The 15254-nt window shown below is 58.3% G+C and carries 9 protein-coding genes; 8 read left to right on the forward strand and 1 reads right to left on the reverse strand.

The annotated features are described in order from the left end of the window. The first annotated feature begins 76 nt into the window (after positions 1 to 76). The 8 genes from ACFSKT_RS01900 (at position 77) to ACFSKT_RS01935 (ending at position 13304) form a co-directional block, all read left to right on the forward strand. Positions 77 to 1162, forward strand: coding sequence for a GGDEF domain-containing protein (locus tag ACFSKT_RS01900; protein WP_377720113.1), 1086 nt, complete (start codon positions 77 to 79; stop codon positions 1160 to 1162). Positions 1163 to 1226: 64 nt separating this feature from the next. After that, positions 1227 to 4127 carry a bifunctional diguanylate cyclase/phosphodiesterase gene (locus ACFSKT_RS01905; protein WP_377720114.1) on the forward strand — a complete coding sequence of 967 codons (2901 nt, stop codon included), beginning with the start codon at positions 1227 to 1229 and terminating at the stop codon, positions 4125 to 4127. A gap of 1273 nt (positions 4128 to 5400) precedes the next feature. Continuing rightward, positions 5401 to 6312: a hypothetical protein gene (locus ACFSKT_RS01910; protein WP_377720115.1), complete on the forward strand. Its 912-nt coding sequence runs from the start codon at positions 5401 to 5403 to the stop codon at positions 6310 to 6312. A 28-nt stretch (positions 6313 to 6340) separates the two neighbouring features. After that, the gene (locus tag ACFSKT_RS01915; RefSeq protein ID WP_377720116.1) at positions 6341 to 7084 is read left to right on the forward strand and encodes an ABC transporter ATP-binding protein; all 744 of its coding nucleotides are present in this window, start codon (positions 6341 to 6343) and stop codon (positions 7082 to 7084) included. Beyond that, positions 7077 to 7841, forward strand: a complete 765-nt coding sequence (locus ACFSKT_RS01920) for an ABC transporter permease (protein ID WP_377720117.1) — start codon at positions 7077 to 7079, stop codon at positions 7839 to 7841. The genes ACFSKT_RS01915 and ACFSKT_RS01920 overlap by 8 nt, the downstream gene beginning before the upstream one ends. Before the next feature lie 101 nt (positions 7842 to 7942). Beyond that, on the forward strand, positions 7943 to 9469 hold the full coding sequence (locus tag ACFSKT_RS01925; protein WP_377720118.1) for a sensor histidine kinase: 1527 nt from the start codon (positions 7943 to 7945) through the stop codon (positions 9467 to 9469). After that, positions 9466 to 10167 carry a response regulator transcription factor gene (locus ACFSKT_RS01930; RefSeq protein WP_377720119.1) on the forward strand — a complete coding sequence of 234 codons (702 nt, stop codon included), beginning with the start codon at positions 9466 to 9468 and terminating at the stop codon, positions 10165 to 10167. Before ACFSKT_RS01925 ends, ACFSKT_RS01930 begins: the two co-directional genes overlap by 4 nt. A 176-nt stretch (positions 10168 to 10343) precedes the next feature. Continuing rightward, entirely contained in the window at positions 10344 to 13304 is a 2961-nt protein-coding gene (locus ACFSKT_RS01935) for a carbohydrate-binding protein (protein WP_377720120.1), read from the forward strand. A 149-nt stretch (positions 13305 to 13453) separates the two neighbouring features. Here ACFSKT_RS01935 and ACFSKT_RS01940 read toward each other — a convergent pair whose 3' ends face one another. After that, on the reverse strand, positions 13454 to 15253 hold the full coding sequence (locus tag ACFSKT_RS01940; RefSeq protein WP_377720121.1) for a cache domain-containing sensor histidine kinase: 1800 nt from the start codon (positions 15251 to 15253) through the stop codon (positions 13454 to 13456). Position 15254: the final 1 nt, after the last annotated feature.

A 15254-nucleotide genomic window follows, 5' to 3' on the forward strand; every position in this document is an offset into this window, starting at 1 on the left:
CGGGCACAGAAATGAATAAGGTGAACCGAACGTGACGAACTTCACAAGAACAGGCATCAGAAGGCAGGCTGAATGAATGAACCTCTATGATGGACACCGTCGCGGCTTATATCCGGATATCCTGCGAAGCTGTTGGTTAATTACGGTGCTGTACGTGTTGGGTACGGGCGTGCAGCTCTTTTTTACCGAGCATGACGGCTCGGATTTCTTCTGGTACGCGATCGTCTTCCCGGTGATGAAGATGGCGGCCGTCATTGCCTTCATGGGTTGGCTATTCCGGAAGGATCGGCCCTATGCGGAATATCAGCTGATCATCGGCGTGAATTTGTTTATATGCATCATCATCGTCTCGTTATATGAACTATCGATCGTGTTTTATTGTTTGATTATTCCGCTCTTGCTGTCGCTCTATTTCTACAGCAGGCGCTTGATCGTGTTTACGCTTGTACAGGCGCTGCTCAGCGTCGTCGTCATCCTGAGCCTTTCGCCCGTCATCCGGGCGAATTTGACCGCATCCGAACTGATCATGCTCCTTGCGCTGCTGGTCGCGACCGCCCTCATCATCAACAATCTGCGCAAGCATGCGTTCGCCTTATCCCGAGAGCTGGTGAAGGTGACGCAGGAGAAGCAGGACCTGCAGACCAAGAACACGCTCATGGAGAAGCTGAGCCGGATCGATTCGGCGACGGGACTGTACAACCACCGTTCCTTCCATGAGCATCTGACCAACGTGCTGGCAGTGCCCGAGGCTCATACGCTCCACGTGCATCTCGTTCTGCTGGATATCGACAATTTCAAGCGGGTGAACGATACTTACGGGCATGCCGCCGGCGATACGGTCATTCAATACGTGGCCGGGCAGCTGCAGGCTTACCAGGATGCCGACGATTTCGTATCCCGATACGGAGGAGAAGAGTTCGCCGTGCTCAGCGTCGGCAAGCATGCGACCCGGGTCGTGGAGCAGATGGAGGCGATGCGGCAAGCCATCTCCGAACGAACGCACGAGCAGTTGAACGGAGAACCGGTGACGGTCAGCATCGGGGTGCGGAAGCTAGACGCCGGCATGAGCCGGGAGGAACTGTTCCATCAAGCGGACATGGCCCTCTACCAGGCCAAACGATCGGGCAAAAACCGGACGATCGTGGCTGGGAACGAACGATAATAGACAACCAGAACCATCGTCTCTTTCGCAGGCGAGAACTTCAGGGATAAGGGAGAATACCAACTTGCGCGTTCATCAACATGACTATCAGGATCAAGAACGCCTTAGCGAATGGATGCGGGCGCAATCGTTCGGCGAGACGAGCGCGATACTCGTTCAAATCTTCGCGTCCGCGTCCCGGAGTCAATCTCTCGAGCCCATCGCGTCGCTCATTGGATCGCGCTTGCCCGGGGCGGCGATTATCGGGTGCACGTCGGCTGGGGAAATCATGGATGGCGGCGTCCGTGAACAGGCAACGGTCGTGTCCATTACGGAATTCGAACGGTCGAGTCTCGTATCCGCATCGGTCGAGGTTTCGCCCGGCGCGAACGAGTATGAAGCCGGCCAAAAGCTGGCACGCCAATTAAGCCATCCGGACATGAAGGCGATGATCGTCTTTACCGGCGCCATGGACAATTCGGATGACTTCCTGCAAGGGATCGGCGATATCCACCCGGATGTCATACTCGCCGGGGGCGTTGCGGCCGAGTTGGACGGCGAGCGGATGCTGATTATCGGACCAAAGGCAATGCGAACAGGCGCAGTCGGCATATCGCTGGCCGGTCGGGACTTGCAAGCTGCGAACGCGTACAGTCTCAGCTGGAATCAAATCGGCAAGCGCTACACCGTCACGCAAGCCGAGGGCAAACGGCTCTATCGCATCGACCATAAGAACGTCATTCCGCTCTATCGCAAATATTTGGGCGAGGGCATCGCGGAACACATCGTGGAGAAGAGCAAAAACTTCCCGCTGATCGTGCAAAAAGAGGGCATCGAGATTTGCCGGGATATTATCGCGGTGCATGAAGACGGCTCCGTCACGCTGTCCGGCAACGTCCGGAACGGGGACGTGGTCCGATTCGGCTTCGGCGACCCCGAGCTCATCATCGATCGTTCGAAGCGGCTGGTCGAGCAGCTGATGGATATTCCGTCCGAGGCGATCTTCATTTATTCCTGCGAAGCGCGGAAGAACTTCATCTTCCATTCGATCGGCTATGAAATCGAGCCGCTGCAGCAGCTGGCGCCTTCGGTCGGATTTTTCACGAACGGCGAATTTTATCATCATCAGCAGTCCAACATCGTGCTCAACCACTCCATGACGCTGCTCATTCTGGCCGAGAACGACGAGCCTCGCCGGCATGCGCCGCCGGAGGAGGCGGCGCGTCCGCTGCAATGGGGAGAGCTGGACGTGCTTAAGGCCATGTCCAATCTGGCTCAAGTCTCGACGGATGAATTATTCGAGCTGAATGCCTATCTGGACGAGTCCGAGCAGCGCTACAAGTCGCTGGTCGAATACAACCCCGATATCGTGTATTCGGTTAACGCGAGCGGCGAGTTCCTCACGAAGAACCGGAAGTTCCAGGATATCCTCGGCTATCGCGATCATGAGGTGCAGTCGCTCTATGCGATCATAAGCGATGCGGATCAGTCTCCCATGAAGCAAAGCATCGCGCACGCTTATGCCGGCAAGCCGCACACGTTCGAGACGACGCTGATCCATCGGGGCGGGAGCGCCATTCCGTTCATGATCATCAATATCCCGATCGTCGTGAACGAAGCCATCGTCGGCGTCTACGGCATTGCCAAAGATATCTCGGCGTGGAAAGAGGCGGAGAAGCGCATTACGCACATGGCGTACTATGACACGCTGACTGACTTGCCGAACCGGATGCTGCTGCATCAACGGATGGACGAGCTGTTACTGCAATCCGATGCCGACGGCCGGATGTTCGCGTGCATGTTCCTCGATTTGGACAACTTCAAAGAAATCAACGATACGTTCGGGCATTTCGCCGGCGATCGGCTGCTGCAGCAATTCTCGCATGATCTGCTGCGCATGCTGAAGGAGCGCGGCATTGCGGCGCGTTTCGGCGGGGACGAGTTCGCCTTGCTCCTGCCGATCGCAAGCCCGCGGGAAGCGGAAGAGATGGCCAAGCGGATCATCGGTTATTTCGAGAAGCCCGTGGAGGTCATGGATGTCGAGCACTATATTACGGTCAGCGCCGGCATCAGCATTTATCCGCAGGATGGCGACACGTCGGAGAAGCTGCTGAAGAATGCCGACATGGCGATGTATAAGGCGAAGCAAGCGGGCAAAAACCGCTTCGAATTCTACAACAGTGAATTTTGCGACCTGATGGTGGAGAAGCGCGCGCTCGTGGGCGAGCTGCGCAAAGCGATCGCCGAGGAAGAGCTCGAGGTGTATTACCAGCCGCTGTTCGATCTCAAAAGCAAGAAGCTGATCGGCGCCGAGGCGCTTGTGCGCTGGTTCCACAAGGAGAGAGGCGCCATCGCGCCTTCCGTGTTCATCCCCGTCGCGGAGGAATATGGCCTCATTGACCAATTGGGACGTTGGGTGCTGAAGACGGCGTGCCATCAGCTTGTCGCGTGGCAGCACCGCTATTCCCCGGACCTGATCATGTCGGTGAACGTGTCGTATCAGCAGTTCGGCCGCTATGATTTCGTGGCGTGTGTCCGTGACGTTCTTCACGCAAGCCGGATCTCGCCGCAGACGCTGCATCTGGAAATTACCGAGAGCACGGCGCTGATCGATTTGACCCATACGAAATCCGTCCTGCTGCAATTGCAGTCCATCGGGGTATCGATCGCGATGGATGACTTCGGCACGGGATACTCGTCGCTCAGCTGCGTCAAGGATTTGTCGATCGACAAGCTGAAAATCGACCGTTCGTTCATTACGAATATTTCGACGGACGAACGGGATGCGGCCATCGTCAAGACGATCATCGCGCTGTCGCGCAATCTGCATATGAAGGTGCTGGCCGAAGGCGTCGAGACGCCGGAGCAGCTGGCGAAGCTGGCCGAATTCGAATGCGATGAAATACAAGGCTTCTTGTTCAGCCGTCCGCTTCCGGCGGAACGGTTCGAGTCGCAATTTCTAGGCCGGACCGAAAACCTTTCATGATGCAGGTTATATGCAGTAAATTGGATCAACCTAAGACCGTTCGAACCGAGCAAAGCGCTCCTCGAACGGTTTTTTCGTTTGGGGTCCGGAATCGCCAACGCATGAACATAATCTAAACAATCTCGTCAGAAATACGAGGCGTGACGCATACATATGAGATGTATTCCCCCATCACGGGCGCTGGGCGCCATGATGAAAGGAGAGATCAGCAGCCGATAGGCGAGGACAACGACGTTTAGTCTTGCAAGCGATTCCAAGCGAGTCCAACCGCAGCTAGCGAGGTTCTGGCGTCCCAAATACTTACAAAAGGTGGTTAAAGCATGAGCTACGACGAACTCCTTCTTCTATTCCTCAAGGCTCTGGCCGAATTGCTCGCCAACTAGCAATTGCAATCGGTGAACGGGATCGATCCAATTCGATGAGAGTTTAGCGCATGAACGATTGGTTTGAATAGGAAGTACTACCCAAGACCGCTTCGACGATCGCGTTGAAGCGGTCTTTTTGTTTAGGTAAATTGCCATGTGGTTGAAACATAGAGCGTGTCCGCGGGAGCGGACGAAAGCGAAGGGTCAGCACGCAACCGCATCAAGCGCGCAAGCCTGCAGGATACCGCCCCAAGGCAAACCGTAACGAACGAAGCTCGAACAAAAGCCTGTCCAAAGGACAAGCGGGCTGCGCACGATAGGACACATCGAAGACGGCCGCGAACCGAGTCACGCTTATTTCGGGAGTCCAGAGGGAAACGATCGGGTTGAAGTATCCGCAGCCTTCGGTTGTTGTGCAGACACAACGTTAGCTTTGTCCGTCAGGACAAAAGCGTGCTCCGCTCGAAAACGCCCGCCGTCCACTACCCCTGCATGTCTGCTCGAAAACGGGAGTCCAGAGGGCGAAGTCCTTTGGAACTCCCTCGGCGGAGGGGCAATGCTGTGAGGTTAAGAAATAACGTCGGGTGAAGCCACCCGTGACCTATAGTTGACAGGCTTATGTCCTAGGATGGACTTCAAAATCCACGGAAGCTTTGTCCGACAGGACAAAAGCGTGCCCCGCTCAAGCCAAGCCGCCGACCGCGAACAATTGAGGCTGCACGAAGAAGGGAGTCCAGAGGGCGAAGTCCTTTGGTTCCCCTCAGCGGAGGGGGAAGGGGGAGGAAGATTTATACTTTTTTAAGACTTTCCTTAGAGGCGCTTTAGAGGTGCCGGTTATTCTGTTAACAGCGGACGGAACGCAGAGCGCGCAACCGGACGCGGGATGAATAACGAGGAGGAAGGTATACATGAAGAAGAAATGGATGATCGGAACCGGAATCGGGATTGGCGCGGTCATGCTGCTGGCGAGCGGGTTATCGGCAAGCGCGGGCACGTCGGGGTATGAAGCGTACAAGGATGCGCTTAAGCAATCGGGCTCGATTACAAGCATCGCGGGCGCGGCATCGTTTCAACTAACGGACAACGGCGCGACGTTATTTAGCGCAAGCACGACCTTTAAAGGCGACAAGGCGAATGGTGCGGGCAGCGCGAGCGTGCAGATGACGAACGGCAAGGAAAGCAAGTCGATGAACGTCTATCATCAGGGCGGCCAGACGGTGCTGAAGAAAGGGGACAGCGAGATCTATCAAGTGATCGAAGACGATGGCGAGGAATCGGGGGATAAGGTCGCGCGCGAAGAACATGCCATGCACGGCAAGCACGCGGAACTGGCCGAGAATGTCATCGATACGCTGGTCGGCCAGCTTCGCAATCAAGTGACGCTGACCGAAGGCAAGGACGGCGGCAAGCAGGTGGCGCTTCACCTGAATAGCGCCCAGATCCCGGCCCCGGTTCAAGCCATCGGCTCCTTCCTGGCGACGGCAGCCGCCGAGCATCACGATGAGATGAACGAAGCGAACCGGGAAACCGGCACGGCGCATGAGCTGGACGTGGAGCTCCCAGAACTGGTGGATGACGTTCGCGTGACGGCCATCAATTTGGATGCGGGGATCGATAAAGACAACTACTTAACCGGCCAGACGGCGGAGATCGTCGTATCCGGCAAAGACGCATCAGGTAAGAGCCATGAGCTAAAGGTCGAGCTGGCGCTGGATGTCACGGATCGGGAGCAGGTAGTGCCGGATACGGTGGATTTGACGGGCAAGCAAGTCGAGACCGTGCAGCCGGATGATGCCGAGCATCACGGGCACGGCTGGTAATTACGCCTAAGAGAGGAGCGATTGCGGCATGGAACCGGTCATGATCATCAAGCAGGTCACCAAGCGATACAAGGGCGGCGGCGGCATCTCGGATTTTAGCATCCAAGTCGGCAAAGGGGAAGTATGGGGGCTGTTCGGCCCGAACGGAGCGGGGAAGACGACGCTGCTGAAAATCCTGACCGGTTTGTGCCAGGCGGACAGCGGCAGCGTCGAGCTCTTCGGCCATGACGTCCGGGACCGATTCGAGTCGGCGATGTCGCGCGTCAGCTGTTTGATCGAGACGGCCGACGCTTATGAATACATGAGCGCCGAGCGCAATTTGAAGCTTGCGGCCCGCTTTTATCCGGATCTCCCGAAGGAGAGGATCGGCGAGGTTCTCGAGCTGGTTGGATTGTCGAACGAGAAACGCAAGAAAGTATCCGGGTTCTCCCTGGGGATGAAGCAGCGTCTGGCTATTGCGTCGGCGCTGCTTGCAAGGCCCGCGCTCATCATTCTGGATGAGCCGACGAACGGGCTGGATATCGACGGCATGCTGTGGCTGCGCGGATTGATTGCCAAGCTGGCGCGCGAGGAGGGCACGACATTCCTTATTTCCAGCCATGGCATACAAGAGATGGAGCAGGTGTGCACACATGCTTGCATGATCGCCGGCGGTACGCTAATGAAGCAGGGGCCGATTTCGGAGCTGACCCATGGCGGCGTGACGCTTGAAGCGGCTTATATGTCGGCCATCCATCATCAGGCGAAAGGAGAGGCGATGGCCCATGTCTAGCTATACCGCGAATGTACGCAACGAGATCGAGAAGCTCTTCGCCATGAGGAAAGTCCGATTGCTAATCGGGCTCACCGCGCTCGTCCCGATTGCGGCGGGCGTGCTGCTGGGCGGACTGAACGGGCAGACGGGCGTCAGCTTCATCGGCTCCGGAGGGGCGGCCGGATTGCCGCTGCTCATGTTGGATCTGCTGGCCGTGCTATGGCTGCCGCCGGTGCTGTTCATGCTGACGGCCGATATCTTCGCCGGCGAGAAGACGGCCCGCACGATGAAGCTCGTCGTGACGAGGCCGATCGCCAGGTCGGCGGTCTATGCGTCCAAGTTGACGGCGGTCGCGGCGTTCTGTCTGCTCTTGCTCGGCGAAGTGTGGCTCGTCTCGTGGCTGACCGAGCTGTTCACCGGAATGGGCAGCGGCGCTTCTGCGCTCGGGCTCATGCACAGCTTGGGTGTGTATTTGGCGGCCTTCGTCCCGATGATGGTGCTCGCGCTCATCGCCTCCTTCGTCGCACAGTGGTTCGCAAGCGGCACGGGTGCTTTCTTGTTTCTCTTGTTCCTCTATCTCGGCGGGAAGCTGCTGCCGCTCGTCTACCCTTCGTCTTCGGCGTGGAACGTCTTCGCCCAAACGGATTGGTATCGGCTTTGGCTGGGCAGCCTTCCGTCGGTTCAACATGCGATCGCGCTATTCATGTTCTTGCTGGCGCACGGTATAATTAGCTATGCGGCGGGCTGGTACAGGTTCGAGAAGCAATCGTTCTGACGCCGCGGCTGTACCGGAGGAGGGTATCCGCCGATACGCAGCCCAAGAACGGCAACGAGACCCGGCACGCGGGTCGGCGGCCGCCCAAGGAGTAGGAACCTATGTCGATCCGGTTAAAATTGCTCTTGTCCTATATCGCGATGATTTTCGTGCCCGTCGCCCTGTTCGTCTTGGCGATGATGGGACTATTGATCATGCTGTACAGCGAGAAAATCGGCGTCGATCCTCCGTTCAAGATCGAATCCGTCGAGCGAATGAAGGCGTACCATGCGCGAATGGAGGAGCAGGAACGGCATTTTTCGGGGCTGTCCTACATGTTCGATTATGATCCCGTCCTGTTGGAGGACCGCGACTATTTGCGAAAGATCGGCGATAAGCTGCATGCGGTGAACGCCGTCATCATCATCGAGAAAGAGGGGCAATTCACGTATGTCTCTCCGCTCGTGAATAGCGCGGTACAATCCGAGCTGCTTGGCAAGCTGGGCACCGAACCGAAGGACGAGTGGTCCAATCCGGAGTTTACCTTGAATGATCGCGACTATTCGGTCTCTCGGGAGTCCGTCACGTTCCAAGACGGCAGCGCGGGCGAGGTCTACTACGTGGCGGATATTACCGAGTTCAACGGACTTATTCATTTCTTCTTCCCGATCGCGGCGCTGTCGCTGATCGGCGCCGTCGTGCTGACGAACGGCGTGCTCACGTATTTCGTCTCGCGAAGCATCATTCGTCCGATCAAGGCGCTCAAGCTTGCGGCCGAGCATATCAAGGAAGGCGATCTCGATCATCCGCTTCAGATGAAGAAGCGCCGGGATGAGCTGGGCAAGCTCGGCGGCGCGTTCGAAGAGATGCGCCTGCGTCTGAAAGAGTCGATCCGCGTCCAGCTGCAAGTGGAGGAAGACCGCAAGGCGCTGATCTCCAGCATCTCCCACGACCTAAAGACGCCGATTACGGCGATCGCGGGATGTGCGGATATCATGCGGGACGGCATAGCCGACACGCCGGAGAAGCAGTTGAAATACATCAACATGATTCACCGCAAAGCGGCCGACATGGACCGTATGATCGAGGAGCTGTTCTTGTTCTCGAAGCTCGATCTGAAGAAGATTCCGTTTCACTTTCTCCCGGTCGACCTGACGGCGTTCCTGGTCGATTGCACGGAAGAACTGCGGCTTCAGAACGAAGCCGGCACGGGTGACCTCGAGATCGCGTTCGAGCATCCCCGCGGCGGACCCGTATTCGTGATGGCCGACAGGGAGAAGCTGAGCCGGGCGATCATGAACATCGTCGAGAACAGCTTGAAGCATATGGAGAAGCCGGCGAGGAAGCTTGCGTTCAAGCTGGAGACGGGTCGAACCGCGAATAGCGGGGGCATCGTCACGGTCAGCATCGCGGACAATGGACCCGGCATCGAACGCGAGGCGCTTCCGCACATATTCGAACGATTCTACCGGGCGGACGAAGCTCGCACCTCCGAGCGCGGAGGGAGCGGCTTGGGGCTGGCCATCGTGAAGCAAATTATCGAAGAGCATGGCGGCCGGGTCTGGGCGGACAGCGTCCTCGGGGCGGGCACGGTCATCTCGTTCTCGCTGCAGATCCAGAACTACGACTTGCCGGGAGGGGCGCAATGAAGACGATACTGATTATCGAGGACGACGCGGTCATCGCCGAAGTGCAGAAGGATTACTTGGAAGCCAGCGGCTACGCCGTCGACATCGCGGCCACCGGCGAGCTCGGCCTTCAGAAAGCGATCGGCGGCGACATCGACCTCATTCTGCTCGATTTGATGCTCCCCGGCGTCGACGGCTATGAAATTTGCAAGCAGGTGCGCCAGGTGAAGCACATCCCGATCCTCATGGTATCCGCCAAGCGGGAGGAGATCGACAAGATCCGCGGCCTCGGCTTAGGCGCCGACGATTATATTTGCAAGCCGTTCAGCGTCGGCGAACTGGTCGCGCGGGTGAAAGCCCATCTGAACCGATTCGAGCGTCTCACGTCGCAGACGAATCCGGCCGCGTCTTCGCCCAAGGACGAGCTGCGGCTCAATGGCTTGACCATCGACAAGCTGGCGCGCAAAGTGTTCGTCCGCGAGCGCGAGGTGACGCTGACCACGAAGGAATACGACCTGCTGCTCTACATGGTGTCGCATCCGAATCGGGTGTTCCGGAAGGATGAGCTGTTCGAGCGGATCTGGGGCTTCGACGCCATCGGGGACAATGCGACAGTCACCGTCCATATCAGCAAGCTGCGGGAGAAAATCGAGCATCAGCCGTCCAAGCCGCAAATGATCGAGACGATCTGGGGCGTCGGCTACCGCTTTAACGTATAGCGGCGCAACGAGCGGTAATCGCAAGTAAATAGAGATGGCGCAAAGGAGTCTTGCTTCGGCAAGACTCCTTTATTTTGCGTTATGATTCGGAGGATTCTTGGATTGTCCGGGGGGATCGCGTTCCGTTACAGTTGACATGTAACAGGGAAGCACCAACCCACGAAAGGAGAAATCCCATGAAGAAAACGCTTACGTTGTGCTTGGCGCTGCTGCTAGCGCTCTCCGCGGCAATGGGGACGGCCGGTTATGCGGAAGCGCCGCCTGCGTCCGGCGAGGAAGCGGGTTCCGGCGCCGCCGAAGCTCAAGCAGACGCGATCGGGACCCGTTATGAAGCGGAGGCCGCGGGCAATGCGATGACCGGCAACGCTTCGGTAGCCGATTGCGCCTCCTGTTCCGGGGGCAAGAAGGTGGGCGGGTTGTATCAAGGCAGCTCGCTGCGGATGACGGGCATTGAAGTCGCGGAAGCCGGGTCTTATTATGCCGTCATCGCTTATATCTCCGGAGACCCGCGCAGTGCGGACATCAGCGTGAACGGCTCGGCCACGAAGCATGTCGAGTTCGCGAAAACGCAGGATTGGAACACGCTCGGCACCCAGACGGTCATGTTGGACCTGAAAGCCGGCGCGAATGAGCTGACGTTCGCGGACGGTAACGGTTATTCGCCGGATATCGACCGGATCACGATCGTTCCGGCCGCCCAAAGCTACGAGGGCGAATCCGCCTCGAACACGCTGAGCGGCAATGCCTCGGTCAACGATTGCGCCGCTTGCTCGGACGGCAAGAAGGTCGGCAATCTGTATCAAGGCGCAAGCGTGCGCGTGAACGGCATCCGCGTTCCCGACTCAGGGGCGTATGAGATTACCGTTCACTATGTGTCGGGCGATCCGCGCTCGTTCGCCATCAGCGTGAACGACGGGCCGGCGCAGAGCATCCTGTTCGCGAAGACGGCGGACTGGAATACGGTCGGCACCCAAAAGGTCAGCGTGACGCTGCAAGCCGGCGACAATAGCGTCCTGTTCGCCGACGGCGGCGGCTATGCCCCCGATTTGGATAAAATCACGGTCGCGCCGCTGGCCGGCGAAGTCGTGGCAGGCTGCGAGCAGGCGGCGGCCGACCCGCAGACGCCAGCCGGCGATCCGGTAAGAGCGCAAGCGTTCGGCGGCATCACGGTGAAGGAATATGCGGACCGCGTGCTGATCGAGCAGGGGGCGTACGCGGTTCTTTACGAGTTGGACAGCGGCCTGGCTTCCTACGGCTGGAACGGCAACACGATCGCCAAGGGCATCTACAGCAAATTCGGCGAGCTGGCGAGCAGCTGTTTCGGTGAGCATCGGTTCGCGATGGACGAGGTGAAGCCGATATCGGACGGCTTTGGCAGCGGCATCGAAGTGGCGTTCGCCAGTTACGAAGCGGGCAAGCCTACGCTGCGTCAGGTATACGCCTTTTATGCGGGGAAGCCGTTCTTCCTGACGCGCACGGTGGCGAAGGGAGACGCGGAGCTTGCGTCGAATTACTTCGCGCCGGTCGTCACGAACACGAAGGGCGGCATCGACATCGGCAGCGACGGAGATGGACGCGTGTTGGCCGTTCCGTACGATAACGATATGTGGGTGCGTTATCAAGCGGTGCCGATCAACGCGTCCGATACGAGCTATGAGGTGACGGCCGTCTATGACAATACGACCCGCGAAGGCCTCATCCTCGGATCGGTCACGCACGATACGTGGAAGACCGGCATCGATTTTATCGGCGAAGCGAACAAGCTGAACTCGCTTCGCGTATACGGAGGAGCCTCTTCCGCGAAGACGCACGACTCGCAGCCGCACGGGACGGTGTCGGGGGCCGAGCTATTGTCGCCAACCGTCTTCGTCGGCTATTATGACGATTACCGGGACGGCTTGGAGGCGTACGGGAAGGCCAACGCGGTCATCGCGCCGCCGCTCGCCTTCGCCTCCGGCGTGCCGCAAGGGGTGCCCGTCGGCTGGAACAGCTGGGGGGCTCGCGGCAGCTCGCTTTCCTATCAGGACGTCATCGATACGTCGAATTACTTCAAGAAACAGCTCAAGGCGATGAAAAACGACGGCGTCACCTATATCAACATGGATTCGTATTGGGATAATCTGAACGACCGGCAGCTGGCGGACGCGGTGGCCGCGATTCGCGCGAACGGCCAGAAGGCCGGCATTTACTGGGGGCCATTCGTCTACTGGGGCAATAATATGGCGCAGGTCGTGGAGGGCTCCTCCTATACGTACGGCGATATATTGCTGCGCGACGAGAACGGGAATTTGCTCCCGACGCTGGACGGCGCTTACGCGGTCGACCCGACGCACCCCGGCGCGAAGGAGCGAATGGATTATTTTCTCGGCAAATTCGAGCGCCTAGGCTTCGAATATATCAAGCTCGATTTCCTGACGCACGGCGCGCTGGAAGGGAAGCATTACGATGCCGCCGTGCAGACGGGCACGCAGGCGTACAACGAAGGGATGGCGTACGTAACGGACGCGGTGGGCGATTCCATGTTCGTCAGCGCCTCGATCGCGCCGCTATTCCCAAGTCAATACGCGCACAGTCGCCGAATCGCGACCGATACGTTCGGCAGCATCGGCGATACCGAGTACCAGCTGAACGCGCTGACCTACGGCTGGTGGCAGAACGGCACAATCTACCGCTATACCGATCCGGACCATATGACGCTCGCCCGGGCGGCGACGCTTGAAGAAGCGCGCAGCCGCGTCAATTCGGCCGTCATTACGGGCACCGTGTTCCTCGGTTCCGACGACGTGAACGATCCGAAAGCGCAAGGCTATATGCAGGCGCTCTATGCGAACAAAGCCGTGCTCGCGGTCGCGAAGAAAGGCAAAGCCTTCCGCGCGATCGAAGGCGACACGGGCGCGAAAGCGGCGGAGAGCTTCGTGCTGAAAGACGACGGCGCGTATTACGTGGCGGTGTTCAATTATGGCGGCGAGGCGGCGGAGAAGGCGGTTTCGATGGAGAGAGCAGGACTCGATGCCAGCCGAACGTATAAGGTGACGGACCTTTGGAGCGGAAGGATATCGAACGTCAAAGGAACGCTTAACGTCACGCTCGGCGCGGCCGAATCGAAGCTGTATAAGCTGACGCTTCGAACGGATTGAGGCTCACGCGCGAGTCCGAACGCTGGGAGATCGATAGAAGCAGCATGAAGCAGGTGTATGCTCCGAAGAAACGCGAAAAGGCAACCGATCCTAGGATCGGCTGTCTTTTCGCATATAAGGCTGCTGCGCGCGCGAAAGGGCAGTGTAGTTCACTTCAATCCGCTTAGCGGAATCCGGATCTGCACCGTCGTGCCAATGCCGAACCGGCTATAGATCTGAACGCCGTACGCTTCGCCGAAGGCGAGCTTGATGCGGGCGTCGACGTTGCGGATACCGTAGCCGGAGCTGCTCTCGCCGTCCCATTCGGGCTGCAGCAGCGCGAGCTTCTCCGGCCGCATCCCCATGCCGTCGTCGATGACGTGCAGGACGAGCACGTCGTCTTCGACGCGAGCCTTCAGGATGATGTTAATGCCGGCTTCGTCATCCCAGATCGCATGGTTGATGACGTTCTCGATGAACGGCTGGAGCATCAGCTTCACGACCGGATAGGGCGAAGCCGCCTCGTCGATCTGCTCATGAATATGGAGCAAGCCTTGGAAGCGCAGCTGCTGAATGGCGATGTACGATTTCGTCAGCCGAAGCTCTTCGCCGAACGTAATAATGCGTTTGCCCTTGTTGAGCGAGATCCGGTAGAACTTGGCGAGATGGCCGACCATGTCCTGGATGCGCGTATCCTGGCTGCGGATGGCCAGCGCCGAGATGGAGGCAAGCGTATTGTACAGAAAATGGGGGTTGATCTGCGCCTGCAGCATGTTCATCTCGGCTTCCTTCTTGGAAATTTCCTTCTTGTACACCTCGTTGATAAGCGCCTTCATGCGTCCGGCCATCTTGACCATGGCGAAGGAGAGCTGACCAAGCTCGTCGTGCGACGGGTTGCCCGGCCGGACGTCGAAGTCCTCCCGCTCGATTCGACGCGTCATGTGAAGCAGCCGTTCAATCCGCTTGGTGAACAGCCGGGCCATCGCATAGATGAGCAGGATGGCGACCAATCCGGTGACGAGACCGACTGCGGACAAGCGGGAGAAGGCGCGCTTCACGTTGCTCATCAAGCTGTCGTAGGAGACGACCGACACGGTCTTCCACCCGTTATCGACCGAGCTGAAGACGACGTAGACGCGCTCGCCGTCATAGGTGCCGAAGTAGCTCCCCGTCGCGCCTTCGCCCTGATCGCCGTGCAGCCGCTCGTACAGATTGCGGCCCAGCAGCGATTTGTCCTTGCCGGATATGATCGTCCCGTCGTCTCCGACGATGAAGACGTCCTTGTTGACGTTCTCCTTCTCCATGAGAGCGAAGATATCCGCCTCGGGGATATCGAGGGTCAAGATCCCGTAAGGGTAGTTCAGGCTGTTGTTGTCCAGCAGCCGGGCGAGCACGATCCGGTTCGGCTTGCGTTCCTCGATCCCCTGGGCGACCGCTTCCTTGGACGGATTCGTCTCGCCCATAACGGTGAAGGTCACGGAGCCGTAGGCTTTCTCGACCGCTTGATACCACGCATGCCGCTTCATCGCGTCGTCAGCTCGCCGGATGAACACCTGATCGGCCGGCAAGGTCGGATTGGTCGAATAAATGACGACGTCCGCGATGTCCGAATTCGTCGCGAGCACGTTATTGAACGTGTTGTTGATATATTCGTACGCCTCGAGATACCCTGTACCGCTGGAATAGTCGTTCGTCAGCATCGTTTGCAGCCGCCGGTCCAAATACAGCGAGGAGGAGATCTTCGAGTAGGCGTCGAGCTTCATCTTCAAATTCGCGCTCACCTGGCCGGTCGTGCCGGCCATGGAGTCGTACATTTGGCGGGTCAGCTCGGTGCGCATCGTCTCGTACGAATAGGCGGCGAACAGCAGGATCGGGCCGAGCGAGACGAGGCCGAGCAGCGCGAACAGCTTGTTCCGAAGGCGCATATGCCGAAAAGGCTTCGTTAACATGGCGATGAGGACGGGCGGCATA

Origin of the sequence: Paenibacillus xanthanilyticus (assembly GCF_042682185.1) — a bacterium.
GTDB classification, from domain to species: Bacteria; Bacillota; Bacilli; order Paenibacillales; family Paenibacillaceae; genus Paenibacillus_Z; species Paenibacillus_Z xanthanilyticus.